We start from the raw sequence: 24,961 nt of genomic DNA, 5'->3' as shown, positions 1-24,961 counted from the left end.
CCTTTTTACGAGACAGATTTCCTGCCGCCGCTAATGTGCCCATGTTCGCTGAAGAACGGCAATTGAAAAAGGGAGGTTTTCAATGTGCTTGAAATTTCTTGGCGCGTCTACGGCCATGCTGCTTCTTGCGGCCCCGGCTTTCGCGCAAACAGAAACCGTCACCATCTGGAGCTGGAATGTCGCGGCTTCCGCGCTGAAATCCACGGTGGAAGGCTTCAACAGGCAGAATCCTGACATTAAGATTGTTGTTGAAGATCTTGGAAATAATCAGGTTTTCGACAAGACACTGGCCGCCTGCGCAGCCGGTGGCGATGGACTGCCGGATATTGTCACCATCGAAAATTTCGAGGCGGAACTGTTCTGGAGCCGCTTTCCCGATTGTTTCGCCAATCTGACCGAGCTTGGTTATACGCCTGAGAAACAGGCGCTTTTCCCGGATTTCAAGCGCACGGAGCTGGAGGTTGACGGTGTCGCCTATGCGGTTCCGTGGGATTCAGGCCCTGTGGCCGTCTTTTATCGCCGCGACTTCTATGAAAAGGCGGGCGTCGATCCGGCCACCATCAAAAGCTGGGACGATTTCATCACCGCCGGCAAGAAGGTCATGGCGGCCAATCCCGGCACCGTCATGGCGCAGGCCGATTTTAACGGCGACAGCGAATGGTTCCGCATGATCGCCAATGAGCAGGGATGCGGTTACTTTTCGACAGATGGGCAGAACATCACCATCAACAAGCCGGCCTGTGTCGCGACCTTGGAAAAGGTCAAGGAAATGAAGGACGCCGGCATCATCACGGCCGCGATCTGGGATGAGAAAATCCAAGCCAATACCGCCGGCAAGGCCGCCAGCCAGATGTATGGCGCCTGGTATGAAGGCACGGTTCGTTCCGGCTCTCCTGATCTTTCCGGCAAATGGGGCGTCTATCTGATGCCGAGCCTGACGCCTGACGGTCCGCACGCGGCCAATCTCGGCGGCTCGTCGCTGGCGATCAGTTCGACATCGCAGCACAAGGAGGCGGCGTGGAAATATATCGACTACGCGCTGACCACCAATGAAGGTCAGGTGACGATGCTGAAATCCTTCGGCCTCGTTCCTTCGCTGCTGTCCGCCATCGACGATCCTTTCGTCAAGGAAAAGCAGGCCTATTGGGGCGGGCAGGCGGTGTGGACCGACATTCTCGCCACCCTGCCGAAGATCGTGCCGAGCCGCGGCACAGCGTTCCAGTCGGATGCGGATGCGATCTACAAGGCGACGCAGACGAAATATTTCGCCGGCGGGTATCCCGATGCGAAAGCAGCGCTTGATGATGCGGCCAAGCAGATCGAAACGGCGACGGGGCTGCCCGTCGCGCAGTAAGCCGGCGGTTAGGACCGGGCGGGTGCCACAAGTTTCTTCTCCCCGAGGGGGAGAAGTCCGCGGCAGCGGGATGAGGGGGCGACGCCAGCGATAGACTGCGAGCTTACCCCCTCATCCGACCCTTCGGGCCACCTTCTCCCCCTCGGGGAGAAGAAATAGGCCGCACCGCCTTGCAATGGTCTCGCCCTCAAACGGGGGCAGGCCTCCAAGCTTTTCCATTTATCCGGCCATCGTCCGGCATATGGAGGTCGTCATGCCGTCAAGGAACAGGATCGCTTATGCGTTCCTTGCGCCCTATCTTCTGATTTTCGCCACCTTCTGGGTCTGGCCGATCATCAGTTCGTTCATGCTGTCGTTCCAGAACACGCGGATCAACCCGTGGCGGTTCGCGCCTTCCATGAACTGGGGGCGGCTGGTCTCCGATCCGGCCTTCTACAATGCGCTTTATAATACGCTGATCATTCTGGTCATTCAGGTGCCCGTGATGATCGCGCTCGCCACCGTCATGGCGGTGCTCTTGAATTCGCCGCTCCTGAAGGCACGGCCGCTTTACCGGTTTGCCTTCTTCGCGCCTGTCGTCGTCGGCGAGGTCGCCTATGCGGCAGTGTTCCGGCTGATGTTCAGCGCCGATTTCGGCATCATCAACAAACTCATCACCTCAGTTGGTCTTTCCCCCGTCTCATGGTTCGACAATGCCAATGCGGCCATGGCGCTGGTCATCATCGCCGTCACCTGGCGCTGGGCGGGGTATAACGCCATCATCATTCTGGCCGGGCTGCAATCCATTCCGGGTGATGTTTACGAGGCGGCGACGCTGGACAAGGTGAGCAAGCGCCAGCAGTTCTTTTACATCACCCTGCCGTTGCTTAAACCCATCATCCTGTTCTGTGTCGTGCTCTCGGTCATCGGCACAATGCAGCTGTTTGCCGAACCCTTCCTCATCACCAACAGGGGCGGGCCGGGCGGCGGCACGGAGACGCTGGGGCTGTTCCTTTATCGCCAGGGCTTCACCTCGCTCAATTTCGGTTATGCGTCGGCCATTGCCTACACCATGGCGGCGCTCGCCATCGCCATTTCGCTCCTCAATCTCTGGGTCGGGAGGGAGCCGAAATGAGATCGAAATCGAGATCGCTTTTCTGGCAGAAGATCGCATTGCATGCGGCGCTGACGCCGCTTGCCATCATCTGGCTGTTTCCGCTGTGGATGATGTTCGTGTTCTCGACCATGCCGGATTACGGCATTTTCAGCCCGGACATTGTTCTGGTGCCATCCACCAATTTCGTCGAGAATTTCAACAATCTGCAGGCGGACACCAATTTCCTCAGGGCCATGTTCATCTCGATCACCGTCGCCGTCATTTACACCGTGCTTTCGGTGTTCCTGACGTCGATGGCTGGCTGGGCGCTGGCGCGTTACCGCTTTGCCGGACGCGGGGTGGTGATCGCCATCATTCTCGGCACCATCACTTTGCCTTTTGCCGTCGTTGTCATTCCGCAATTCATCATGGTGGCGCGGGAATTCAAGCTCGCCAACACCTGGGTGGCGCTGATCGTGCCGCCGCTGTTCAACTCGCTTGGCGTGCTGTTCATGCGGCAATCCTTCTCGATGATGCCGACGGAGCTTTTCGACGCGGCACGGGTGGAGGGCGTCAAGGAATGGCAGATTTTCCTGCGTATCGCCCTGCCATTGGCGCGACCCACCATGGCGGCGCTGTCGATCATTCTCTTCCTGGCCTCGTGGAACAATTACCTCTGGCCGCTTCTCATCAATTCCCGCCCAGGAATGATGACCGCACCCGTGGCGCTTGGCACCCTCATCGGGCTCACCAAAGTGTCATGGGGCGGCATCATGGCCGGCGCGGTGCTGCTCACCGCACCCATTCTCGTGGTTTTCGTGGCTTTGCAGCGTCACTTCATCGCCGGCATTTCCGCCGGGGCAGTCAAGTAAGGGGGCCGCATGGCGGAACTTTCGCTCAACAACGTGGTCAAGCGTTACGGCGCGCTGGAAGTGATCCATGGCGCAAATCTGGAGGTAAAGGACGGGGAGTTCGTCGTTTTCGTCGGCCCCTCCGGCTGCGGCAAATCCACGCTTCTCAGAATGATCGCCGGGCTGGAAGATATTTCCGGTGGCGATATCGTGATCGGCGGCAGAACGGTCAGCGACGCCGATCCGGCAGATCGCGGCATTGCCATGGTGTTCCAGTCCTATGCGCTTTATCCGCATATGACGGTGGCCGAAAACCTATCCTTCGGCCTTAGAATGAACGGCAACCCCAAGGCCGATACGCAAAAGCGGGTCAACCGCGCCGCCGAAATTCTGCAGATCAACGAGTTGATGCAGCGCCGGCCGAAGCAGCTGTCCGGCGGCCAGCGCCAGCGTGTCGCCATCGGCCGCGCCATCGTGCGCGAACCACAGGTCTTCCTGTTCGACGAGCCGCTATCCAATCTCGATGCGGAATTGCGGGTACAGATGCGCGTGGAAATCTCGCGCCTGCACAAGCAGCTCGGCACCACGATGATCTATGTGACGCATGACCAGACCGAGGCGATGACGCTCGCCGACAAGATCGTCGTGCTGCGGGCGGGCAATATCGAACAGGTCGGCGCGCCGCTCGATCTCTATGACGATCCCGCCAACCGCTTCGTTGCCGGTTTCGTCGGCTCGCCGAAGATGAACTTTCTCGACGCCACCATCACCGGCAGCGGCGCGGAGAGCGTGACACTCTCGCTCGACAGCGATCCTGTGGTGCGGCTGAGCCTGCCGGTCGCGGCCCGTTTGAACGACGGTGCCAGGGTTTCGCTCGGCATCCGGCCCGAACATTTCGCCGATGCGGGCGCGGGCGATGCCGATCTCACCGTTCATGTCGATGTCGCCGAACATCTCGGCAATACCAGCTATGTCTATGCCCGAACCGAAGGCGGCGAGCAGCTGATCATCGAGCGGCCGGAATCGCGCGATGTCGGCAATCGCGACCGGCTGACGGTCGGCCTTTCCGCCCGCCGGGCTTTCCTTTTCGACAGCAAGGGCGAACGCCTGCGCTGAACCCTTTCCCAAGCACCCTAGACTGATATGAAAGACGAGGATTTCATGACGACCGTACAACCGATCCGCTGGGGCATCATCGGCCCGGGCACCATCGCCAGAACCTTTGCTGACGGTATTGCCCATTCCCGCACCGGCAGGTTAGAGGCCATCGCCACCCGCAATCCGGACAAGCCCGGCCTTGCAGAAGCTTTTGCCGGCGCGCGCATCATCCATGGGTACGACGCGCTGCTTGCCGATCCCGCTATCGACGCCGTCTATATCGCCACGCCCCATACCGGCCATGCCGAATGGGCGATCAAGGCGATCCGGGCCGGCAAGAACGTGCTGGTGGAAAAACCCATCGCTCTGTCCGCCTATGATGCCGATGCCATTTTCCACGAGGCAAAAAAGGCCGGCGTTTTTGCCGGCGAGGCCTATATGTATCGCCTGCACCCGCAGACGGCGAAATTGTTGGAACTGGTGAAAGCCCGCGCGGTCGGCGATATCCGCATCATCCGTTCCAGCTTCGGTTTTAATATGGGCTCTTTCCGGGCCGATCACCGGCTCTTCGCCAATGAGACGGCGGGCGGCGGCATTCTCGATGTCGGCGGTTATCCGGTCTCCATGGTGCGCATGATTGCCGGTGCGGTAGACGGAAAACCCTTCGCCGAACCGGAAAAAGTGGCGGGTGCAGCCCATCTCGGTCAGTCGGGCGTCGATGAATGGGCCTCGGCGGTGCTGAAATTCTCAAACGGCATCGTTGCCGAAGTCTCGTGCTCGATCATGGCGGCGCAGGACAATGTGCTGCGCATCATCGGCTCGGAAGGCCGTATCGAGGTCAAGGATTTCTGGTTCGCCGCCGGCCACAAGGGCGGCACCGGCCGGATCGACATCATCAGGGGCGACAAGGTCGAAACCATCGAATTGCCGGAGGATCGCTGGCTTTATTCCTTCGAGGTCGATGCGGCTGGCGAGGCGATCCGCCAGGGCAAACATGAATTCGATGCACCCGGCATGGCCTGGGCCGACAGCCTCGGCAATCTGCGTGTCATGGACCAATGGCGGGCTTCCGTCGGGCTCGAATACAGCATTGAAAAAGCAAACTCGCGTATTGCCAACATTACCGGCGGCAAGGTCGTCGCCGGCAATGCGGTTCCCAAGCGGCAGATACCGGGTATTGCCAAGCCTGCTTCCGTGGTCGCGCTCGGTTTCGAATTCTTCCCCAACTTTGCCTCCGCATCCCTGACGCTCGATGCCTTTTACGAGGCGGGCGGCAATCTGTTCGATACGGCCTATGTCTATGGCGCAGGCAGGACCGAGGCGATTTTCGGCGACTGGCATACCAGCCGCAACGTGCCGCGTGAGGAGATCGTGCTGATCGGCAAGGGTGCGCATTCGCCGCTCTGCTATCCGGATATGATCGCGAAGCAACTCGATCAGTCGCTTGAACGGCTGAAGACGGATTATGTCGATGCCTATTTCATGCATCGCGATAATCCGGACGTTCCGGTCGGCGAATTCGTCGATGCCATGGATGCCGAAGTCCGGCGCGGTCGCATACGCGGCATCTTCGGCGGTTCGAACTGGACGCGCGAGCGCATGGACGAGGCTGCCGCCTATGCCGGGAAGAATGGCAAACAGGCTCCGGGTGCGCTTTCCAACAATTTCTCGCTCGCCGAAATGCTCGATCCCATCTGGGCCGGATGCGTGGCGGCATCGGATGACGAGTGGAAGGAATGGCTGAAAGCCCGCCAGATTCCCAATTTCGCCTGGTCCAGCCAGGGGCGCGGTTTCTTCACCGACAGGGCAGGGCGGGACAAGCGGGACGATGAGGAAATCGTCCGCGTCTGGTATTCCGACCGCAATTTCGTCCGCCGTGACCGGGCAATCGAGCTTGCGCAGAAACTTGGGCGGCACCCGATCCATATCGCGCTCGCTTATGTCATCGCCCAGCCTTTCCCGGTCATCCCGCTGATCGGTCCGCGCACCATCGCCGAGCTGGAAGACAGTCTTTCGGCGCTGGATATTGCGCTGACGCCGGAGCAGGTGAAGTGGCTTGAGGCGTAAGGCCGATCAGGAGAGCGGCTGATTTATCCGCCGCCTCTTTTGGATACGGCAAGGCGTTGCGGCATATTTCTTCTCCCCGCCGGGGAGAAGATGCCCCGAAGGGGTAGATGAGGGGGCAAGCTCTCCGAATATCTCTGCCGTCGCCCCCTCATCCGGCGCTGCGCGCCACCTTCTCCCCGGCGGGGAGAAGAAACAGACGGCGCACGCTCGTTTCAATGAGCGATCTTCCCAGTCGAGATATCATCTTCCACCCTTCATTCCTCTCCCGGTGACTGCTAAAGCGTAGTTTCATAAAACACGCCGCAAAATACGGCAGGCAAACCCTCCACCGGAGTTCCCATGAGCGATATCGACCGAAGCCGTGCGCAGCAGCTGATGCGGGAGGCGGATATCGACGCGCTGGTGTTGTTCCAGCCTGAAGCCTTCCGATATGCGGTCGGCGCTCATGCCGGCGTGGCAACCATGTGGGGCAGGGCGGGTTCGGCGATTGCGCTGGTGCCGGCCGATGCCGGTGCGCGGCTCGCGGCCGTCGTCAGCGATCATGCCGCCCCGCTCGTTAAAAAGGCGGCACCGGATATCGATCTGCGCTGCCATCGCATCTGGATCGATATGGTCGATCTTTCGGGTGTGGAAACCATCGCGCAGGTGGACGATGCCTATCGCCGCAACGCTTCCGGTGGGCCGCGGCCGGAGACATTCGATCGTGGCGCCTGTTTCGGCCTGTTGGCTGATCTGCTGCGGGAACGCGGGCTGTCTGCGGCGCGCATCGGCGCGGATCTCGAATTCATGCCGGCCGCCGATTTTCTGGCGCTGCGTCAGGCGCTTCCCGATGTGAACTGGATTGATGGTTCGGCCGTGTTGCGCCGCCTGCGCGCGGTGAAATCCGAACGCGAGATCGAGCTTCTGCGGCACGCGGCAGCGGCGGCTGAAGCCGGGCTGGTCGCGATGGCGGCAGCCGTCAGGCCGGGGGCGGCGCTAGGCGGGCTTTCCGCCGCCTGGAAGGCCGGCGCGCAGGCCCATGCCGCGACATCCGGTTTTTCACTGAGCGGACATTGGGACTACATATCCGTCGGGCCAGCCTTATCGGATATGGCGGCCGTGGTGACGCCGGGCGCATTGATCAAGGCCGACGTCGGCACGCTGGTCGACGGTTATTCCTCCGATGGTGCGAGAACCTTCTCATGGGGACCGGTCTCGCCATTGGCGGCGACCATCTTCAAGGCGCTGGAAGCTGCCTTCGCGGCGGGGCTGGAAGCGCTTCGTCCCGGCAACAGCTTCGGCGCGGTACATGCCGCCATGCTGGCCTCGATGCGCAGGGATGGTTTCAGCGAATATTATCGCGGCCATTTCGGCCATTCCGTCGGCGGTGGCGTCGGCATCGAGGAATGGCCGTTCTTTTCCCATGAAAATCCGGAAATCATTCTTCCCGGCATGGTGGTCGCGCTCGAAGCGCCCTTCTATGGCGAAGGGCTGGGCGCGTTGATGATCGAGGACCAGTTCCTCGTCACGGCATCAGGCGCAGAGTGCATGAACAATTTGCCACGCACTCTGAGGGATTTATCTGTCGACTGAGCGCCTGCTCAGAGGAAATCGTCGCGGCGTGGGGTGAAGCAGTCGATCAGCTCGCCCTCTTCCAGACACAGGCAGCCATGCTCGATATGGCCGGGCACGACAAGGCTGTCGCCTTTCTGAAGGTCGTAGGCCTCGCCGTCGCGGTAGAAGCGGAAACTGCCACTGGCGACATAGGTGGATTGTACGTGCGGGTGGCTGTGCAGCTTGCCTTCCGCACCGGTCTTGAAGCGGAAGGACACCACCATAAGCTCCGGCGCTTCGGAAAGCACGGTCCTTTCCACGCCATCATCGGGCGAAACGGTGGGGAATGTCGGAAGCTGCTGCATGGGTTTCTCCTCAGTCTTGCAATGCGGTTCGGCCGGGCAGTCTCAGCGTGGTGCACGCAGCATGGCGCGGTAACGCGTCTGGCTGCTTTTCAGGTGGTTGCGCATGGCGCTTCTCGCCGCCTCTTCGTTGCCATCCTGTATCGCGATCAGGATCGCTTCGTGCTCGCCGACCAACCGAGCGAGATCGGCCGGGGAAAGCACGGTCTCCGAACCGTTTTCGGCAACGGCCCGGCGCGGAATGACGGTGGGGCCCAGCACCTGCAGAAATTCGCTGAAGCGGGGATTGTTGGTCGCCTCGGCAACGGCGAGATGGAAGGCGAAATCCGCCTCCGATGTCGGAATGCCCTTGGCGGCGCTGGCACGGAAGGCATCGAATGCTTCGATGATCTTTTCCTCCTGTGCCGGCGAGCGGCGAATGGCGGCAAGACCCGCGGCGTCACCTTCCACGGCGGTGCGCAGTTCCAGCATTTCGATCAGCGACGAGACGCGGGCGAGATCGACATTGTGGAAAGGACGCCGTTCGGCCGGCGCTGGCTCCAGCACGAAGACGCCGGCACCCTGGCGCGGTTCGACGAGACCGTCGGAGCGCAGCGAGGCAATCGCCTCGCGCACCACGGTGCGGCTGACGCCGAATTCCTGCGTCATCTGCGCTTCGGAGGGCAGGCGGTCACCCGTCTTGTAACGGCCCTTGGAGATCTGGCTGCGGAGCTCCTCGGCAACCTTCACCACAAGTGTTCTGCCCTGTGGAGCTGCCGGTTCGGAGGTCGTCGCTTTTGTCATCTTGGTCGCCGTTCTAAAAAATGTCGGTTGCGTGCACCGTTCCTCGATACGTCATTCGCGGCCCGGCATGCAATCCCGCCTCTGGCGCGGGATACGTCCGTGCGACATCTCAAGTCTCCCTGAAGATCGGGTTGTCGACGAAAGCGCCGCCCTGAAACCGCACCAACGCATCTTCCGGCGCCGGCTTCGGCATTGTCTCCGATATATGCTGCCGGAATGTTTCGGCATTGTCCTTCGGCTTCCAGCCGAGATAACCGAGATGGGAATTGTCCCACCAGCCGGCATCATTGGCCGATGCGCCCCAGACGACGGGGCAGCCGAGCACCGGTGCGCGGAACACCGCCTTGATCAGCGACACGAAATCATCGTGTGAGAACCAGGTGGACAGCATGCGATAATTGCTGGGTTCCGGCGTGCAGGAGCCGATGCGCACCAGCGCCGTCTCCTGTCCGAATTTCTCGAAATACATGCGGGCAAGATTTTCACCGAAACATTTGGAAACGCCATAAAGACCGTCCGGCCGGACGGGAACATCGGGGCCGAGCCGCTCGGTCTGGGGATAATAACCGATCGTATGGTTGGAACTGGCAAAGACGACGCGCGGCTGGCCATGGGCGCGGGCGGCCTCGTAAAGATTGTAAAGCCCGATGATATTGCCCTGAAGAATCTGCTCGAAGGGCTTCTCCACCGCTATGCCGCCCAGATGAACGATGCCGTCGCAACCGGCGACCATGGCATCAACGGCATTTGCATCCGCAAGGTCGCATTGCACGCATTCCTCGTTCGGCCCTGCCGGATCGAGCGGGGCGAGATCGGCAAGACGCAATATCTCCGCCATTGGCGCAAGGCGTTGACGCATGACGCGGCCAAGCTGGCCCGCCGCACCGGTAACAAGAAGCCGTTTCATTGCCATTCTCCCTCAGCGTTTGCACGTCTCCGAAATGGTCGAGATATGGTGCCGCCTCTTGACCTTGTCATACAGATCGTACAAAAAGCGGATAACATATATTATGTGCCACGCGCAACAATCATGAAGGATGAGTTTGATGCTGACCGTCGAAACAAGGCAGGCCGTGAACCCGGAATATGCAAAAACGCTGGATACCGAAGGGCTCCGCCGGCATTTCCTCGCCAACGACATGTTCCGTTCCGGTGAAATCAGGCTGATCTATACCCATTACGACCGTTTCGTAATGGGTGGCGCGGTGCCAAACGGCGCGCCGCTGACGCTGGACAAGGTGGAAGAAACCAAGACGCCGTCCTTCCTCGACCGACGTGAAATGGGCATCGTCAATGTCGGCGAGACCGGCACCGTCAACGCCGGCGGTGAAACCTATACGCTCAATCGCGGTGATGTGCTTTATCTCGGCGCGGGCAGCGGTGCGGTGACCTTCGATGGTGCCGGCCGGTTCTATATCACCTCGTGCCCGGCACATCGCAGCCTGCCCGCCAAGCTCGTCACGCTCGCCAACAGCAAGGAAGTCAAGCTCGGCGCGACTGAAACCTCCAACAAGCGCACCATCAACCAGTTCATCCATCCGCTGGTCATGGAAAGCTGCCAGCTGGTGCTGGGTTATACGATGCTGGAGGACGGCTCCGTCTGGAACACTATACCCTCGCATATTCATGACCGCCGCATGGAGGCCTATCTCTATTTCGGCATGGATGAAAAGTCGCGCGTGCTGCATCTGATGGGTGAGCCGCAGGAGACCCGCCATCTGTTCATTTCCAATGAAGAAGGGGCCATTTCGCCGCCCTGGTCCATCCATTCCGGCGCCGGCATCGGCTCTTACACCTTCATCTGGGCGATGGCGGGTGACAATGTCGATTATACCGACATGGACTTCATTCAGCCGGGGGATCTGAAATGAGAAACCCCTTTTCGCTTGAAGGGCGCAAGGCGCTTGTGACGGGCGCAAATACCGGCCTTGGACAGGCGATTGCGGTGGGTCTCGCCGCCGCTGGCGCAGAGGTGGTCTGCGCCGCCCGCCGCGCGCCGGATGAAACGCTTGATATCATCGCCAGGGATGGCGGCAAGGCGAGTGCGCTGCTCCTCGATTTTGCCGATCCGCTGGCGGCGAAGGACAGCTTCACCGACGCCGGTTTCGATATTCTCGTCAACAATGCCGGCATCATCCGCCGCGCCGATTCCGTCGAGTTCTCCGAACTCGACTGGGATGAGGTGATGGACGTCAATCTCAAGGCGCTGTTTTTCACCACGCAGGCCTTTGCGAAAGAGCTGCTGGCGAAAGGCCGCTCCGGCAAGGTGGTCAATATCGCCTCGCTTCTGTCGTTTCAGGGAGGCATCCGCGTACCGTCCTATACGGCGGCGAAACACGGTGTCGCCGGTCTCACCAAGCTTCTGGCCAATGAGTGGGCGGCCAAGGGCATCAATGTGAATGCCATTGCGCCCGGTTACATCGAAACCAACAATACCGAAGCGTTGCGCGCGGATGCAGCCCGTAACAAGGCCATCCTCGAGCGTATTCCGGCAGGCCGCTGGGGGCACTCGCAGGATATTGCTGGCGCGGCGGTATTTCTGGCGTCGCCGGCGGCGGATTATGTGCATGGCGCCATTCTCAATGTCGATGGCGGCTGGCTGGCACGTTAATCTGTAACAGATTTTCGAAATTCATCATACAAGATGTATGATGAGTTGTTGACAAAGATGTGGCAAGCGGCTTAGGTGGCTTTCAGTCAGTGAACTTGCAGAGGAATTTCGATGATGAACCCTGAACAAATCAAGACGGCGCTTGGCTCCGGTCTTTTGTCTTTCCCGGTCACCCATTTCGATGCCGAAGGTCGTTTTGCGGCCGATAGCTACAGGGCGCATGTCGAATGGCTCGCCGGTTATAAAGCGCCGGTGCTGTTTGCCGCCGGCGGCACGGGCGAGTTCTTCTCGCTGAAGCCGGATGAAATCCCCACCATCGTTTCCGCCGCCAAGGAAGTGGCCGGCGAAACCGCCATCGTTTCCGGCTGCGGTTACGGCACCGAGATCGCCGTCGATATCGCCCGCTCGGTCGAAAAGGTCGGTGCCGATGGCATCCTGCTGCTGCCGCATTATCTCATCGATGCGCCGCAGGAAGGGCTTTACGCCCATATCAAGAAGGTATGTCAGTCGGTCGGCATCGGCGTCATGGTTTATAACCGCGACAATTCCGTGCTGCAGGCCGATACGCTGGCGCGCCTTTGCGACGAATGCCCGAACCTCGTCGGTTTCAAGGACGGTACCGGCGATATCGGCCTCGTGCGTCAGATCACCGCCAAGATGGGTGATCGCCTGATGTATCTCGGCGGCATGCCGACCGCGGAACTGTTTGCCGAAGCCTATCTCGGCGCCGGTTTCACCACCTATTCCTCGGCGGTCTTCAACTTCGTTCCGGGCCTTGCCAACGAGTTCTATGCGGCGCTGCGTGCCGGCGAGCGCGCCACCTGCGAGCGTATCCTGACGGAGTTCTTCTATCCGTTCATGGCGATCCGCAACCGCGCCAAGGGTTATGCCGTCTCCGCCGTCAAGGCCGGCGTGCGCCTGCAGGGCTTCAACGCCGGTCCGGTGCGCGCGCCGCTGAAGGACCTCACCAATGAGGAAATCGGCATGCTCGATGCCCTGATCGGCACGCACAAGCGCAAGGCCTGATCAAGGGGCCTGATCGAGACAAGCGGGAGGGAGCCATGAAAATCACCGCGGTGCGCACGCATCTGCTCGAACACCGGCTGGACACGCCATTCGAAAGCGCCTCCATGCGCTTCGACCGGCGAGCCCATATTCTGGTTGAGATCGAATGCGACGACGGAACCGTCGGCTGGGGCGAATGCCTCGGCCCGGCGAGACCCAACGCTGCCGTGGTTCAGGCCTATTCCGGCTGGCTCATCGGCCAGGACCCGCGCCAGACCGAAAAGATCTGGGCCGTGCTTTATAACGCCCTGCGCGATCAGGGCCAGCGCGGCCTCAGCCTCACGGCCCTATCAGGCATCGATATCGCGCTCTGGGATATCAAGGGCAAGCACTACGGCGCTTCCATCTCGACGCTGCTTGGCGGGCGCTGGCGCGAAAGCGTGCGGGCCTATGCCACCGGCAGCTTCAAGCGCGATGGCGTTGACCGCGTCTCCGACAATGCCTCGGAGATGGCGGAGCGTCGGGCCGAAGGCTTTCATGCCTGCAAGATCAAGATCGGTTTCGGCATCGAGGAAGATATCCGCGTCATCGCCGCCGTGCGGGATGCGATCGGACCGGATATGCGGCTGATGATCGACGCCAATCATGGCTACACCGTCACCGAAGCGATCACGCTTGGCAAGCGCGCCGCCGAATATGGGATCGACTGGTTCGAGGAGCCGGTGGTTCCCGAACAGCTCGATGCCTATGCCCGGGTGCGGGCCGGTCAGCCGATCCCGGTTGCGGGCGGCGAGACATGGCACGGACGCTACGGCATGTGGCAGGCGCTGTCCGCCGGTGCCGTGGATATTCTCCAGCCCGATCTCTGCGGCTGCGGCGGTTTTTCCGAAACGCAGAAGATTGCGACGCTTGCCACGCTGCACGGCGTGCGCATCGTGCCGCATGTCTGGGGGACTGGCGTGCAGATTGCCGCCGCTCTGCAATTCATGGCGGCGATGACGCCAGATCCGGTGCGGGTCAACCCCATCGAACCGATCATGGAATTCGACCGCACCCATAATCCGTTCCGTCAGGCCGTCCTGCGTGAACCTATCGAGGCGGTAAACGGTATTGTCGCCATTCCCGATGGTCCCGGTCTCGGTATCGAGATCAACCGCGATGCATTGCTTGAATTCAGGATGCCAGACCCGTGAGCGAACTTGTCAGAAAACTGAGCGGCACGGCGCCTCGGCCCGCTTTCCCAAAGGGAGCCGTCGATACGCAGATGCATCTCTATCTGCGCCACTATCCCGCCCTTCCGGGCGGACCGGGCCTGCCGCCTGGCGCTCTGCCGGGGCCGGCGGATTACCGAAGCCTCATGCAATGGCTCGGCATCGACCGGGTTATCATCACGCAGGGCAACGCCCATCAGCGCGATAACGGCAACACGCTCGCCTGCGTCGCCGAAATGGGCGAGGCGGCCCGCGCGGTTGTCATCATCGATGCGAGCACGACCGAAAAGGACATGGAGAGACTCACCGCCGCCGGCACGGTCGGCGCGCGTATCATGGATCTGCCGGGTGGCGCCGTAAATCTTTCCGAGCTTGAAGCCGTGGATGAGAGGGCGCATGCGGCGGACTGGATGGTGGCGGTGCAATTCGATGGCAATACGCTGCTTGACCACCTGTCGCGCCTTCAGAAAATCCGCTCACGCTGGGTGTTCGATCACCATGGCAAGTTCTTCAAGGGCATCAGAAACGATGGCCCGGAGATGGCGGCGCTTCTGAAGCTCATCGATCGTGGCAATCTCTGGTTCAAATTTGCGGGCGTCTACGAAAGTTCGCAGGAAAGCTGGCCCTATGCGGATGTCGCCGGCTTTTCGCGGGTGATCGCCGAGCATGCGCCGGAGCGCATCGTCTGGGGCACCAACTGGCCGCATAATTCCATTCGCGAGACTGCGGCCTATCCCGATGATGCCCGTCTTGCGGAACTGGTTCTTGGCTGGCTGCCGGATGAGGAGGCCCGTCATCGTGCACTGGTGCAAAATCCCGAGGCCCTGTTCAAGCTCAAGCCATTTGCGGCGACATAGTCCAAGCCGCGATGGCAGGTTGTATCGAGGCCCCGCTATGCCGGGGCCTTTTCCGTTTCGGAGGCGAGCAGCCTTTGCTGTTCATGCTCGTCAAACGCCATCAGATTGCCGTGGCGGCTGCGGCGTATCCGGTTCATATGGTCGCGCGGACTCAAACCCAGCGTGCGTTTGAACATGCGCGAGAAATAATAGGGGTCGCCATAACCCACCTCGGCGGCCGCTGCCGAGACCGAAAGCCCCGCCTCAAGAAAATGCATGGCGCGTTCCATGCGCTTGAACTCCTGATATTTCCGCGGCGTTCGTCCAACTCTCTTTTGAAATTCCCGGAGAAAATAATCGCGATTATAGGGTGCCGCATCGGTCGCCCGGCCGGCAATGTCGGGGTCCAGCGGATTGGCCGAAATCATGGTGATCGCCTTCATCACCGCAAGGTCGAGCGCTTCCGCCCCCTCAAGCTGGAAGCTCGGGCGATCCACCCATCCAAGGAATGCATCGTCGATGAAAGCGATCAGAAGCACCATGAAGAGATGGTGCTGGCCGAGTGTCACGGAGGAGGGCGGGGCGCTCTGCCGGTAGTGGCGCACCAGCGGTTCCAAAAGCGGCCAGCGGCTTAGCCGCAGTTTGGGCTTCAGGTCCATCTGCGCGATAAGGTTGTGGCGGCCGTAAATATCCAGCGTGAAATGCTGCGCCACGCCGCGATAGGTCACGGCCTGCTCGTTCCAGCCGACGAAGCGTTGCCCTCTCAAAATCAGCATCGCATCACCGGGTTCCAGCACCCGTGCTTCGCCATCGACGAGATAATGCCCGCGCCCTTCAAGGCAGATGACGAGATCATCCACAGGGTTGGATTTGTCGATCTGCCAGGTGCGCGAATGCTCCATCTTGATCGTCGCGCGTGTCAGGTTGAGGTTGAGCGCCGCAGGTGGAACGGATGACAGAATGCCACCTTCGATTTCGTCCATCTTTTTCCTCGTCTTTGTTAATTCACCTTGGCGCGGAAATTTGGTTTTGTCATCGCATAAATCGCTTTTACGCGCCGTATCAATGAGGGAGGAGATCGGTCGCGACGAGACAATGCGCTTTCATGCGCCCGTCGCCGGCCGTTCCGGGAGAATCACTTGTACGAAATTGAATTCTGTCACTCGCGTTCCGCCGGGACGCGGGGAGGAGCATCATGAAATCTCAGCGCTTCCTCGGGCTGGGATATCTGACGCCTTACATCATCGGACTGCTGGTCTTCACGGCCATCCCGTTCCTCGGCTCACTCTATCTCAGCTTCACCCGTTATGACCTGATGAGCGATCCCAGCTGGGCGGGGCTTGCGAATTACGAGCGGCTCTTCACCCGCGACCGCACCTTCATGAAATCGCTGAACGTCACCCTGTTCTATGTGTTTCTGACGGTGCCGCTGAAGCTTGCCTTTGCGCTCTTCATTGCGGCGATACTCAATTACAAGCTGCAATTCATCAACTTCTTCCGCACCGCATTTTACGTGCCGTCCATCCTTGGAGGCTCGATCGCGATTGCGGTGCTGTGGCGTTACATCTTCGCGAGCGAAGGGCTCGCCAACATGGCGCTGGCGGCAATCGGCCTGTCGCCCGTCGACTGGTTCGGCGATCCGGGCAATGCGCTTTTCACCATCACGCTGCTGCGCTGCTGGCAGTTCGGTTCGGCCATGGTGATCTTTCTCGCCGCGCTGCAATCCATCGACAAATCGCTTTACGAGGCGGCGGCGATCGATGGCGCGGGCAAGGTGAGAACCTTCTTTTTCATCACGCTTCCCCTGCTGACACCGGTGATCTTTTTCAACCTCATCATGCAGATGGTGCAGGCGTTTCAGGAGTTCAACGGCCCCTACATCATCACTCAGGGTGGGCCGCTGAAGTCCACTTACCTCTTGCCTCTCTACATCTACGACGAGGCCTTCAAGAAGTTCAACATGGGCTATGCCTCCGCGATTGCCTGGGTGCTCTTCACCATCATCACCGTGCTGACCCTGGTGGCCTTCTGGTCGTCGAAGAAGTGGGTCTATTACGCCGGCGACAAGCGGAACTGATGCCATGACCGATATCGCAACCCTAAACGACATGCAGGCGGCCCGCCGGGCAAGGCTCAGGCTGCTTTCCACTTCAGTCCGTTACGTGCTTCTCTTCGCGGTCGGCCTCGTCATGCTCTATCCGCTGATCTGGCTGGTGGGCGCTAGCTTCAAGACCAATTCGGAAATCTTCTCCGGTGCCGGTTTCATCCCCGAAAACCCGACACTGGACGGCTATATCCGCGGCTGGCAAACCTCGACGCCCTATACGTTCGGCCGGTTCTTCTGGAATTCCTTCCTGATCATCCTGCCAAAGGTCATCGGCACGGCGATTTCCTGCACCATGGCGGCCTATGCCTTTGCCCGCTTCGATTTTCCGCTGAAGAAAATCCTGTTCGGTTCGGTCATCGCCATTCTACTTTTGCCGAATGTCGTTACCCGCATTCCGCAATATATCCTGTTCCGTGATCTCGGCTGGCTGGATAGTTTCCTGCCGCTCTGGGTGCCCTCGGCATTCGCCGGCGATGCCTTCTTCGTCTTCATGCTGGTGCAGTTCCTGCGCTCGCTGCCATCGGACATGGAAGAGGCCGCGCGGGTGGATGGTGCCAACAGCCTGCAGACGCTGATTTACATCGTCGTGCCGATGCTGGCGCCGGCGCTGATCTCGGTCTGCCTGTTCCAGTTCATGTGGACGATGAACGATTTCCTCGGGCCGCTGATCTATCTGTCCTCGGTCGACAAATATCCGGTGAGCCTGGCGCTCAAACTCTCCATCGACACCACCGAAGCCTTTGAATGGAACCGCATCCTGGCGATGTCGGTGCTGACGATCGCGCCCGCGCTGATCGTGTTCTTTACGGCGCAACGGTATTTCATTGAAGGGATCTCGTCTGGCGGGGTCAAGGGCTGAAAATGGCAAGCGTTCAACTTAAAAATCTCGAAAAAGTCTATGGCGGCAGCTTCAAGGCCGTGCACGGCATCAATCTCGACGTTGAGGATGGTGAGTTCATGGTGTTCGTCGGTCCTTCCGGCTGCGCCAAGTCCACGACGCTGCGCATGGTGGCGGGGCTGGAGGAAATCACCGGCGGTGAAATCCTGATCGGCGACCAGCGCGTCAATGACCTGCCGCCCGGCAAGCGCTCCATCGCCATGGTGTTCCAGAATTACGCGCTTTATCCGCATATGAAGGTGCGCGGCAATCTCGCTTTCGGCCTGAAGATCGCCGGTGTCGCCAAGCCCGAGATCGAAAAGGCAATCGATAATGTCGCGCGCATTCTCGAAATCGAGCCGCTGCTCGACCGGCTGCCGAAGCAGCTTTCCGGCGGACAGGCACAGCGTGTGGCGCTTGGCCGCGCGCTCATCAAGAAGCCGGGTGTGTTCCTGTTCGATGAGCCGCTGTCCAATCTCGACGCCAAGCTGCGCGCCTCCATGCGGGTGCGCATTACCGATCTGCACCGTCAGCTGAAGGCGGAAGGCCTGTCCTCGACCGTCATTTATGTCACCCATGACCAGACGGAGGCCATGACCATGGGTGACCGCATCTGCGTCATGCAGGCGGGCCGCATCATGCAGGTCGCGACGCCCAAGGAGCTTTACAACCATCCCGCCAATCTCTTCGTGGCCGGTTTCATCGGCACACCGGAAATGAACCTGGTGGACGTGGCAATCGACGGCGCTGAGTTCGTCATCGCCGGCCAGCGCCTGCCGATCGGCGCGCATCTGGAACAACGGCTTTCGGCCAGACCCGCAGATGCCGTCATCGGCATCCGCCCGCAGCATCTTTCACTGGCGGAGGCGACCGATGGCCCGGCGCTGCAGGCGAAACTCACCAATGCGGAGTTCATGGGCCACGAGGTCTATCTGCACGCCGATCTCGGCGGCCAGAAGCTGGTGAGCGTCGTCGGCGCGGCGGAATTCGAGGCGCTCGGGCGCGACGGCATCCTGCGGCTGAAACCGGATCCGGAGAAGCTGCATATTTTCGACAAGGCCGATGGCCGCAACGTTTCGCTGTGAGGAGGGGACGGGCGTGCCTGATTTTTCGAGGAGGAGAAGAACAATGAAGACGATGACAAGAATGATGGCGATGCTCGCCGGTGTCGCTTATGTGGCGATGGCAACCGCCCCGGCGGCAGGTGCTGCGGAACTGCGCATGTCATGGTGGGGCGGCGAAAGCCGCCATGTCGCCACCCAGAAGGCGATTGCCGCCTGCGGCGAGAAATACGGCCACACGGTGAAGGGCGAATTTACCGGCTTCGATGGCTATCTGGAAAAACTCACCACGCAGATGGCCGGCAAGACCGAAGCCGATATCGTTCAGGTCAACTGGCCTTGGCTGCCGCTCTTCTCCAAGAACGGCGAAGGGTTCGCCGATCTGCGCCAGCTGAAGCCGCTCGATCTTTCGCAATGGGCCGAGAGCGATCTGGACGCCGGTTCGATGAACGGCGTGCTGCAGGGGCTTTCCGTTTCCACCACCGGCCGCGTCTTTTTCTTCAACGCCACCACCTTCGAAAAGGCCGGCGTCGAAATTCCGAATACCTGGGATGAGTTTTTCGCGGCAACCAAGACTATCAAGGAAAAGCTCGGCAAGGACTATTACACATTCAATGCCGTGAAGGAGACTGCCCAGCTTCTGGTGACACTGGCTGTTGTGCAGAAGACCGGCAAGGATCTGGTCGATCCCAAGACCAACCGCGTGGCCTGGACGCCGGAGGAGCTGGCCGAGGGGATCTCTTTCGTCGGCAAGCTGGTCGAAACCGGCTCCATCCGCTCCCAGAAAGAGGAAGCGGCCGACGGTAACGTCAATCTCTATGAGAAGCCGTCCTGGTCGGAAGGTCGGATTGCCGGTTCCTATGAATGGGATTCGACCTATTCGAAATATGCCGATCCGCTCAAGGAAGGGCAGGTTTTGAAACCCGTGCCGATGCTGAAGCGTGCCGATGCCGTGACAGAGGGCGTCTATCGCAAACCTTCCATGGTGTTTTCGATCTCGAAAAACTCGAAGAACCCGGAAGCGGCCGCGCAAATCCTGAACTGCCTGCTGAACGAACCTGAGGGCATCGATGCGCTCGGTACCTCGCGCGGCCTGCCCGCCTCGAAGGCCGCGGCTGCACGTCTGGGCGACAAGGGTGAGCCGGAGGTGCGCGCCGCCAACGCCATCGTCATGGCGACATCGGGGCCGGTGGTGTCACCCTTCAACGAACATCCGGAAATCCGCTCGGGCTTCATCGATACGCTTGAGGAATATGCCTATGGCCAGCTGACGGCGGAAGAGGCGGCCGGGCAGATCATCGATACGACCAACGATGTTCTTGCCAAGTTCGATTGACGACAATGGCCCGCCGCCGCCTCCATGGCGGCGGGCTCGCTGACCGACTACCGGAAGATGTGAGGCATGTCCGCCAAGGTTGGCCGGATAGGCACGAAAGACGAGAAAAGAGCATGAACGAACCCATCATCATCGCGTCTTCGGCGCGAACGGCAGCGCTTTGCCTTGCCGTGCCCGGCGCTCGCTATTTCCTTCCGTCCAAAACGGAATGGCATCTGACGTCGGCGGATGGCGATGAAAGGAGCTGCGAAACCGCGACCGTGGTGACGCTGCTGCATGATCTCTCCCCGGATACCCGCTATGTCTTCGAAGCGGAAGGGTTCGGACGGCTGGAGTTCGAAACCGCCCCCTGTGCCGGGCTTGTCGAGGCTGCGGCATTCTCCCTGATGCCGGATGTTGCGCTCGATGATGAGACACGCGCGCGCGCCAATGCGCAGGCGCTGGAAAGGGCCGTGGCCGCGGTGCCGCAGGGCGGCACGTTGCGTCTCGGGGCCGGTCTCTGGACGGCCTTTCCCGTTCGCCTGAAAAGCAACATGACCTTCCACCTTGCCGAAGGAGCCGTGCTGCGCGCCCCTTCCACCCGCAAAGGCTGGCCGATTCTGCCTGCCCGCGATGATGCAGGCCGCATGCTCGGCAGCTGGGAAGGCTTGCCGGATGCCTGTTTTGCCGCGCCCGTTCATGCCATCGGGACGGATAATCTGGTCATCGAGGGCAGGGGCGTTCTCGATGGTTCGGGCGACAGGGGCGACTGGTGGAGCTGGCCGAAAGAAACCCGCGATGGCGCGCGCCGGCCGCGTGGCCTGCATCTCGTTTCCTGCCGCAAAACCCGGCTTCTCGGTTTCTCGATCCAAAACGCCGCCTCCTGGACGATCCATCCGCAGGGCTGTGAAGATTTGATCGCCGCCGGTCTCAGCATTGCCGCGCCGCATGACAGCCCGAACACCGATGGTTTCAACCCCGAAAGCTGCCGCAACGTCACGATATCGGGCGTTCGCTTTTCCGTCGGCGACGATTGCATCGCGGTGAAGGCGGGAAAGCGCGGAGTTGATGGCGAGGACGATCATCTTGCGGAAACCCGCGGCGTTCAGGTGCGCCATTGCCTGATGCAGCGTGGCCATGGCGGGCTGGTGATCGGTTCGGAAATGTCCGGCGGCGTGCATGATGTGGCGGTTGAGGATTGCGACATGGTCGGCACGGATCGCGGCCTGCGTCTCAAGACACGGCGCGGGCGGGGCGGTACGGTCAGTAATATCGCCATGCGCCGGGTGCTGCTGGATGGCGTGCAGACCGCGCTTTCCGCCAATGCCCACTATCATTGCGATGCCGATGGGCATGACGAATGGGTGCAATCGCGACACCCGGCGCCGGTCGATGGCGGCACGCCCTTTATCGACGGCATTACCGTGGAGGACGTCGAAATCCGCAATCTCTCCCATGCGGCCGGCGCTTTTCTCGGCCTTCCCGAAGCGCCCATCCGTAACATCGCCATCCGCAATCTCACCATCGTCTCGCGCGATCCTTCGGCCATCGCGACGCCGCCGATCATGGCCGACCGGGTGCGTTCCATGCGCCATGAGGCGATTGTTTTCGAGCAGGCGCATATAGTCTGCGATAATCCCGCCCTGCTGAGCGACGCTTCCGTTTCCATTGTGTCAGATTTCGATTGAGAAAACCGATGAAAGCCACTGAATATTTTGATCAATTCTCCAGTCGCTATAAACATTACAAGGGCGGAAGCTGGTGTTATGAGGATGGATGTGTCTATCGCGGCCTGCAGCAGCTGTTCGAGGCCACCGGCGAGGCGCGCTGGAACGACCATCTGCACCGTCTGGCCGATGCCCAGATATCGCCAGACGGCACGCTCGCCGGTTACGATCCGCAGGAATATAATATCGACCATATCCTTGCCGGCCGTATCCTCTTTCCCCTTGCGGCGGAAACGGGCGATCCGCGTTACCTCGCTGCGGCGGAGCATCTGGCGGGGCAGCTGCGCAGCCATCCGCGCATTGCAGCCGGGAATTACTGGCACAAGAAGCGTTATCCGCATCAGGTCTGGCTGGATGGGCTTTATATGGGACTTCCTTTCCAGATAGAATATGCGCAGGCGACGGGCCGGGCAGAACTGATCGACGATGCGCTAAGGCAGTTTTCGGCGGCGCTCGCGGCAACAGAGGATAGCGGCGGGCTCTATGTCCATGGATACGACGATAGCCGCAGCCAGCGCTGGGCCGATCTTCAGAGCGGCAAATCTCCCGCCATATGGGCGCGGGCGGTGGGCTGGCTCGCCATGGCGCTGGTGGACGCGCTGGCCATTCTGCCGGAGGATGGTGCGACGGTGGCGCTTCGCAAGAAGACACGGCTGCTTCTGACGGGCATTATCGCACGACAGACTGCGATTGGCCTCTGGATGCAGGTTCTCGACAATCCGGGCCTTGCGGGCAATTACGAGGAAACATCCGCTTCCGCCATGTTTGCCTATGCCTTGCTGCATGCGGCGCGGCTGAAGCTCGTGCAGGGCGATGAGGCTGATGCCACCCTCTCGGCGGGTCGCCGCGCGCTTGAGGCACTTCTGGAAACGCGACTGAAAACCGATGAAGCGGGCGTGACGCGCCTCACCGGCATTGTGCGTGTCGCGGGCCTTGGCGGCTTTGAGGGCAATTATCGCGATGGAACGCCGGACTATTATCTGACCGAGCCGGTGGTATCCGACGATGCCAAGGGCGTCGGGCCGCTGATGATGGCCTATGCCGAAAACCTGCTTCTGGCCAAGCAGCAGGGGCAGGCTGTTTCAGCGGCGTGATATCACGCCGCCCTTGCGAAGATCACGGTCTGGATCAGGCCCTGTTTTTTGTGGTTGGCAATGGTGATCGTGCCGCCGAAGCGTTCGATGATTTCCCTGGCGATGGCAAGACCCAGCCCCACGCCGGGGATTGACTTGCGCCGCGCGAGGTCCACCCGGAAGAAAGGTTCGAAAACCCGTCCGATCAGTTCCTGCGGAATGCCGGGGCCTTCATCCCTGATCGTCACGACGATTTCGCTCTCGTCTCCGGTCAGGTCGATATGCGCTTTCTTGCCATGGGTGACGGCGTTCAGGATGAGGTTGCGCAAGGCTCTCTTGAGCGCCAGCGGGGCAGCCTTGATGGTCATGGCCGCGTCCGGCTCGATGAAGTCGATGGCGCCCGCATGACCGAGATCGGAGACATCACTGACGATTTCGCCGAGAAGCGTGCCGATATCGATCGTCTTGACGCTGTCCTGGCTGACCTCTTCCCGCACCAGAAGAATGGCGCTGTCGGCGATGGCGTCCAGTTCTTCGAGGTCCGCCAGCCATTTGGCCCGTTCCTCGTCGTTTTCGATGAATTCCGCCCTCAGCCGCATGCGGGTCATCGGGGTTCTGAGATCGTGGCCGGCGGCGGCGACGAGGCGCATGCGGCTTTCCATCGCCGCCTTCAGGCGGGTGGCGAGTTCGTTCAGCGCCCGCGCCGTGGCGCGGATTTCGCCGGGACCCGTTTCCGGCAGGTGCGGCAGCGATCCGTCAGGCCCGATGCTCGCGGCGGCATTTTCCAGCATGTCGAGCGGGCGGGTGATCTTGCTGGCGGCAAAGATCGAAACGGCCGCGCTGCCGAGAATGATCAGCCCGATCCACATGCCGAAAATCTTCCAGCCGCCCGGCGGCGGACCCATATGCGGAATTTCCGCGACCAGCCAGCCGGTTTTTTCCAGCGCGATAGCCGCCACGGGGGCAAGATTTCCCGGGGAGCGGATGACCATCGCGGTGCGCGGCTCTCCGACGCGGGCAAGCGCCTTTTCCAGAAATTCCGAAAGCATGCCGTCGAGATCGCCTTCCGGCGGTTTCTGCTCGATCCGGAAATAGCCGGGCTGCTGCAGGGAGGGGTCACGCTCGGCCATGGTCACGGCAAAGGCGAGGCTGCGGGCCAGCGGCTCGATGGTGGCATCGGGCGGCGGCGGCTGCAATGTCCGGTCGGCCACAACCGTCGCAAGCGCGATGACCGCGATGATGGAGACGATCATCAGCGCCGTGATGCGGTTTCTAAGCGAGCTCATCGCGGCACCGGCAGGGTTTTGACCTGAACCGTCATCTGGTAACCGCCATTGCGCACGGTCTTGAAGATCGGCGTTTGAGTATCGGCATCCAGCTTCTTGCGCAACCGGCTCATCAGCACGTCGATGGAGCGGTCGAACGGACCGCGATCCTTGCCCTGCGTGAGATCGAGAAGCTGATCGCGGGAAAGAAGCCGGCCGGGCCTGTCGAGGAACACTTTCAGCAGATCGAATTCCGCTCCCGTCAAATCTATCTTTTCACCGCTGGCGCGGATGACGGAGCGTTGTTCGGGATCGGCGGTGAAATCCGCGAAACCATAGGCGGCGGATGAGACACGCGGCGCTTCCTGCGGTGTGGCGCGGCGCAGCACGGCCTTGATGCGCGCTGTCAGCTCACGCGGATTGAAGGGTTTGCCGAGATAGTCGTCGGCACCGATTTCCAACCCGACGATGCGGTCGACATCTTCCTTCAGCGCCGTCAGGAGAATGACCGGCGTGCGCGGCCGGCGGCCCTGCAGATCGCGGCAGATATCGAGGCCGGAGCCATCGGGCAGCATCACGTCGAGCACGATGAGATCGGGATCGGAGCTGGCGATCTTCTCCTCGAACTCACGCCTGTCGGCGGCCATCGACACGCGGAACCCCTGCGAGCCGAGATATTTCGCGAGCAATGTGCGTATTTCCGGATCGTCATCAACGATCAATATATGTGTCACCGAAACTGTCGTCATA

Annotated in this window: 23 protein-coding genes; 17 read left to right on the top strand and 6 right to left on the bottom strand. The window is 60.7% G+C overall.

Features of this window, described 5'->3' with window-relative positions; translation table 11 throughout:
- Positions 1–82 precede the first annotated feature (82 nt).
- From AC5YUO_RS15365 to AC5YUO_RS15340, 6 genes are all read left to right on the top strand, one after another.
- The gene (locus AC5YUO_RS15365; protein WP_496155826.1) at positions 83–1,354 is read left to right on the top strand and encodes an ABC transporter substrate-binding protein; all 1,272 of its coding nucleotides are present in this window, start codon (positions 83–85) and stop codon (positions 1,352–1,354) included.
- A gap of 253 nt (positions 1,355–1,607) precedes the next feature.
- Positions 1,608–2,468, top strand: a complete 861-nt coding sequence (locus AC5YUO_RS15360; protein ID WP_065656190.1) for a carbohydrate ABC transporter permease — start codon at positions 1,608–1,610, stop codon at positions 2,466–2,468.
- Positions 2,465–3,301: a carbohydrate ABC transporter permease gene (locus tag AC5YUO_RS15355; RefSeq protein ID WP_046800394.1), complete on the top strand. Its 837-nt coding sequence runs from the start codon at positions 2,465–2,467 to the stop codon at positions 3,299–3,301. The genes AC5YUO_RS15360 and AC5YUO_RS15355 overlap by 4 nt, the downstream gene beginning before the upstream one ends.
- 9 nt (positions 3,302–3,310) lie before the next feature.
- The gene (locus tag AC5YUO_RS15350) at positions 3,311–4,396 is read left to right on the top strand and encodes an ABC transporter ATP-binding protein (protein WP_496155825.1); all 1,086 of its coding nucleotides are present in this window, start codon (positions 3,311–3,313) and stop codon (positions 4,394–4,396) included.
- Positions 4,397–4,441: 45 nt separating this feature from the next.
- Entirely contained in the window at positions 4,442–6,445 is a 2,004-nt protein-coding gene (locus AC5YUO_RS15345) for an aldo/keto reductase (RefSeq protein WP_496155824.1), read from the top strand.
- A gap of 339 nt (positions 6,446–6,784) precedes the next feature.
- Positions 6,785–8,017: a M24 family metallopeptidase gene (locus AC5YUO_RS15340; protein WP_496155823.1), complete on the top strand. Its 1,233-nt coding sequence runs from the start codon at positions 6,785–6,787 to the stop codon at positions 8,015–8,017.
- A gap of 8 nt (positions 8,018–8,025) precedes the next feature.
- Here the strand turns inward: AC5YUO_RS15340 and AC5YUO_RS15335 are convergent, their stop codons facing one another.
- The 3 genes from AC5YUO_RS15335 to AC5YUO_RS15325 all read right to left on the bottom strand — a co-directional run bounded on the left by AC5YUO_RS15335 (position 8,026) and on the right by AC5YUO_RS15325 (position 10,030).
- Positions 8,026–8,343, bottom strand: a complete 318-nt coding sequence (locus tag AC5YUO_RS15335; RefSeq protein WP_003499912.1) for a cupin domain-containing protein — start codon at positions 8,341–8,343, stop codon at positions 8,026–8,028.
- 42 nt (positions 8,344–8,385) lie between these two features.
- Positions 8,386–9,123, bottom strand: a complete 738-nt coding sequence (locus AC5YUO_RS15330; protein WP_496155822.1) for a FadR/GntR family transcriptional regulator — start codon at positions 9,121–9,123, stop codon at positions 8,386–8,388.
- 109 nt (positions 9,124–9,232) lie between these two features.
- On the bottom strand, positions 9,233–10,030 hold the full coding sequence (locus AC5YUO_RS15325) for an NAD-dependent epimerase/dehydratase family protein (protein WP_496155821.1): 798 nt from the start codon (positions 10,028–10,030) through the stop codon (positions 9,233–9,235).
- Between the two features lie 139 nt (positions 10,031–10,169).
- Between AC5YUO_RS15325 and kduI the strand changes: the two genes are divergently transcribed.
- The 5 genes from kduI (at position 10,170) to AC5YUO_RS15300 (ending at position 14,807) form a co-directional block, all read left to right on the top strand.
- Positions 10,170–10,994, top strand: a complete 825-nt coding sequence (kduI, locus tag AC5YUO_RS15320) for a 5-dehydro-4-deoxy-D-glucuronate isomerase (RefSeq protein WP_496155820.1) — start codon at positions 10,170–10,172, stop codon at positions 10,992–10,994.
- Positions 10,991–11,734, top strand: a complete 744-nt coding sequence (kduD, locus tag AC5YUO_RS15315; protein WP_496155819.1) for a 2-dehydro-3-deoxy-D-gluconate 5-dehydrogenase KduD — start codon at positions 10,991–10,993, stop codon at positions 11,732–11,734. The genes kduI and kduD overlap by 4 nt, the downstream gene beginning before the upstream one ends.
- A gap of 114 nt (positions 11,735–11,848) precedes the next feature.
- The gene (kdgD, locus tag AC5YUO_RS15310) at positions 11,849–12,760 is read left to right on the top strand and encodes a 5-dehydro-4-deoxyglucarate dehydratase (protein ID WP_080867429.1); all 912 of its coding nucleotides are present in this window, start codon (positions 11,849–11,851) and stop codon (positions 12,758–12,760) included.
- A 35-nt stretch (positions 12,761–12,795) separates the two neighbouring features.
- Positions 12,796–13,932 carry a D-galactarolactone cycloisomerase gene (locus AC5YUO_RS15305; RefSeq protein ID WP_496155818.1) on the top strand — a complete coding sequence of 379 codons (1,137 nt, stop codon included), beginning with the start codon at positions 12,796–12,798 and terminating at the stop codon, positions 13,930–13,932.
- Entirely contained in the window at positions 13,929–14,807 is an 879-nt protein-coding gene (locus tag AC5YUO_RS15300; protein ID WP_496155817.1) for an amidohydrolase family protein, read from the top strand. The genes AC5YUO_RS15305 and AC5YUO_RS15300 overlap by 4 nt, the downstream gene beginning before the upstream one ends.
- Before the next feature lie 35 nt (positions 14,808–14,842).
- Here the strand turns inward: AC5YUO_RS15300 and AC5YUO_RS15295 are convergent, their stop codons facing one another.
- Positions 14,843–15,769 carry a helix-turn-helix domain-containing protein gene (locus AC5YUO_RS15295; protein WP_496155816.1) on the bottom strand — a complete coding sequence of 309 codons (927 nt, stop codon included), beginning with the start codon at positions 15,767–15,769 and terminating at the stop codon, positions 14,843–14,845.
- A 212-nt stretch (positions 15,770–15,981) separates the two neighbouring features.
- Between AC5YUO_RS15295 and AC5YUO_RS15290 the strand changes: the two genes are divergently transcribed.
- From AC5YUO_RS15290 to AC5YUO_RS15265, 6 genes are all read left to right on the top strand, one after another.
- On the top strand, positions 15,982–16,863 hold the full coding sequence (locus tag AC5YUO_RS15290; protein WP_003508128.1) for a carbohydrate ABC transporter permease: 882 nt from the start codon (positions 15,982–15,984) through the stop codon (positions 16,861–16,863).
- 4 nt (positions 16,864–16,867) lie between these two features.
- Complete coding sequence (locus AC5YUO_RS15285) at positions 16,868–17,752, top strand: carbohydrate ABC transporter permease (RefSeq protein ID WP_496155815.1); 885 nt, start codon at positions 16,868–16,870, stop codon at positions 17,750–17,752.
- Between the two features lie 2 nt (positions 17,753–17,754).
- The gene (locus AC5YUO_RS15280) at positions 17,755–18,855 is read left to right on the top strand and encodes an ABC transporter ATP-binding protein (RefSeq protein ID WP_496155814.1); all 1,101 of its coding nucleotides are present in this window, start codon (positions 17,755–17,757) and stop codon (positions 18,853–18,855) included.
- A 43-nt stretch (positions 18,856–18,898) separates the two neighbouring features.
- Positions 18,899–20,167, top strand: coding sequence for an ABC transporter substrate-binding protein (locus tag AC5YUO_RS15275; protein ID WP_496155813.1), 1,269 nt, complete (start codon positions 18,899–18,901; stop codon positions 20,165–20,167).
- Positions 20,168–20,280: 113 nt separating this feature from the next.
- Positions 20,281–21,834 (top strand): polygalacturonase PglA, encoded by a 1,554-nt coding sequence (gene pglA, locus AC5YUO_RS15270; protein ID WP_496155812.1) that lies wholly within the window; start codon positions 20,281–20,283, stop codon positions 21,832–21,834.
- Between the two features lie 8 nt (positions 21,835–21,842).
- Positions 21,843–22,967: a glycoside hydrolase family 88/105 protein gene (locus AC5YUO_RS15265; protein ID WP_496155811.1), complete on the top strand. Its 1,125-nt coding sequence runs from the start codon at positions 21,843–21,845 to the stop codon at positions 22,965–22,967.
- 2 nt (positions 22,968–22,969) lie between these two features.
- Here the strand turns inward: AC5YUO_RS15265 and AC5YUO_RS15260 are convergent, their stop codons facing one another.
- Both AC5YUO_RS15260 and AC5YUO_RS15255 read right to left on the bottom strand, forming a co-directional pair.
- Complete coding sequence (locus tag AC5YUO_RS15260; RefSeq protein WP_496155810.1) at positions 22,970–24,232, bottom strand: ATP-binding protein; 1,263 nt, start codon at positions 24,230–24,232, stop codon at positions 22,970–22,972.
- Positions 24,229–24,960, bottom strand: a complete 732-nt coding sequence (locus tag AC5YUO_RS15255) for a response regulator (protein WP_400819008.1) — start codon at positions 24,958–24,960, stop codon at positions 24,229–24,231. Before AC5YUO_RS15255 ends, AC5YUO_RS15260 begins: the two co-directional genes overlap by 4 nt.
- Between the last annotated feature and the right edge of the window lies 1 nt (position 24,961).

It is taken from the genome of Agrobacterium sp. LEGMi-208b, from assembly GCF_059511785.1.
The sequence above is the reverse complement of the archived record's forward strand: the minus strand, read 5'-3'. Positions and strand labels throughout refer to the sequence as shown.

What these genes read in the sequence shown, in the direction of transcription:
- AC5YUO_RS15365 (WP_496155826.1), top strand. Translation starts at nt 83, where the DNA reads ATGTGCTTGAAATTTCTTGGCGCGTCTACGGCCATGCTGCTTCTTGCG.
- AC5YUO_RS15360 (WP_065656190.1), top strand. Translation starts at nt 1,608, where the DNA reads ATGCCGTCAAGGAACAGGATCGCTTATGCGTTCCTTGCGCCCTATCTT.
- AC5YUO_RS15355 (WP_046800394.1), top strand. Translation starts at nt 2,465, where the DNA reads ATGAGATCGAAATCGAGATCGCTTTTCTGGCAGAAGATCGCATTGCAT.
- AC5YUO_RS15350 (WP_496155825.1), top strand. Translation starts at nt 3,311, where the DNA reads ATGGCGGAACTTTCGCTCAACAACGTGGTCAAGCGTTACGGCGCGCTG.
- AC5YUO_RS15345 (WP_496155824.1), top strand. Translation starts at nt 4,442, where the DNA reads ATGACGACCGTACAACCGATCCGCTGGGGCATCATCGGCCCGGGCACC.
- AC5YUO_RS15340 (WP_496155823.1), top strand. Translation starts at nt 6,785, where the DNA reads ATGAGCGATATCGACCGAAGCCGTGCGCAGCAGCTGATGCGGGAGGCG.
- AC5YUO_RS15335 (WP_003499912.1), bottom strand. Translation starts at nt 8,343, where the DNA reads ATGCAGCAGCTTCCGACATTCCCCACCGTTTCGCCCGATGATGGCGTG.
- AC5YUO_RS15330 (WP_496155822.1), bottom strand. Translation starts at nt 9,123, where the DNA reads ATGACAAAAGCGACGACCTCCGAACCGGCAGCTCCACAGGGCAGAACA.
- AC5YUO_RS15325 (WP_496155821.1), bottom strand. Translation starts at nt 10,030, where the DNA reads ATGAAACGGCTTCTTGTTACCGGTGCGGCGGGCCAGCTTGGCCGCGTC.
- kduI (WP_496155820.1), top strand. Translation starts at nt 10,170, where the DNA reads ATGCTGACCGTCGAAACAAGGCAGGCCGTGAACCCGGAATATGCAAAA.
- kduD (WP_496155819.1), top strand. Translation starts at nt 10,991, where the DNA reads ATGAGAAACCCCTTTTCGCTTGAAGGGCGCAAGGCGCTTGTGACGGGC.
- kdgD (WP_080867429.1), top strand. Translation starts at nt 11,849, where the DNA reads ATGAACCCTGAACAAATCAAGACGGCGCTTGGCTCCGGTCTTTTGTCT.
- AC5YUO_RS15305 (WP_496155818.1), top strand. Translation starts at nt 12,796, where the DNA reads ATGAAAATCACCGCGGTGCGCACGCATCTGCTCGAACACCGGCTGGAC.
- AC5YUO_RS15295 (WP_496155816.1), bottom strand. Translation starts at nt 15,769, where the DNA reads ATGGACGAAATCGAAGGTGGCATTCTGTCATCCGTTCCACCTGCGGCG.
- AC5YUO_RS15290 (WP_003508128.1), top strand. Translation starts at nt 15,982, where the DNA reads ATGAAATCTCAGCGCTTCCTCGGGCTGGGATATCTGACGCCTTACATC.
- AC5YUO_RS15285 (WP_496155815.1), top strand. Translation starts at nt 16,868, where the DNA reads ATGACCGATATCGCAACCCTAAACGACATGCAGGCGGCCCGCCGGGCA.
- AC5YUO_RS15280 (WP_496155814.1), top strand. Translation starts at nt 17,755, where the DNA reads ATGGCAAGCGTTCAACTTAAAAATCTCGAAAAAGTCTATGGCGGCAGC.
- AC5YUO_RS15275 (WP_496155813.1), top strand. Translation starts at nt 18,899, where the DNA reads ATGAAGACGATGACAAGAATGATGGCGATGCTCGCCGGTGTCGCTTAT.
- pglA (WP_496155812.1), top strand. Translation starts at nt 20,281, where the DNA reads ATGAACGAACCCATCATCATCGCGTCTTCGGCGCGAACGGCAGCGCTT.
- AC5YUO_RS15265 (WP_496155811.1), top strand. Translation starts at nt 21,843, where the DNA reads ATGAAAGCCACTGAATATTTTGATCAATTCTCCAGTCGCTATAAACAT.
- AC5YUO_RS15260 (WP_496155810.1), bottom strand. Translation starts at nt 24,232, where the DNA reads ATGAGCTCGCTTAGAAACCGCATCACGGCGCTGATGATCGTCTCCATC.
- AC5YUO_RS15255 (WP_400819008.1), bottom strand. Translation starts at nt 24,960, where the DNA reads ATGACGACAGTTTCGGTGACACATATATTGATCGTTGATGACGATCCG.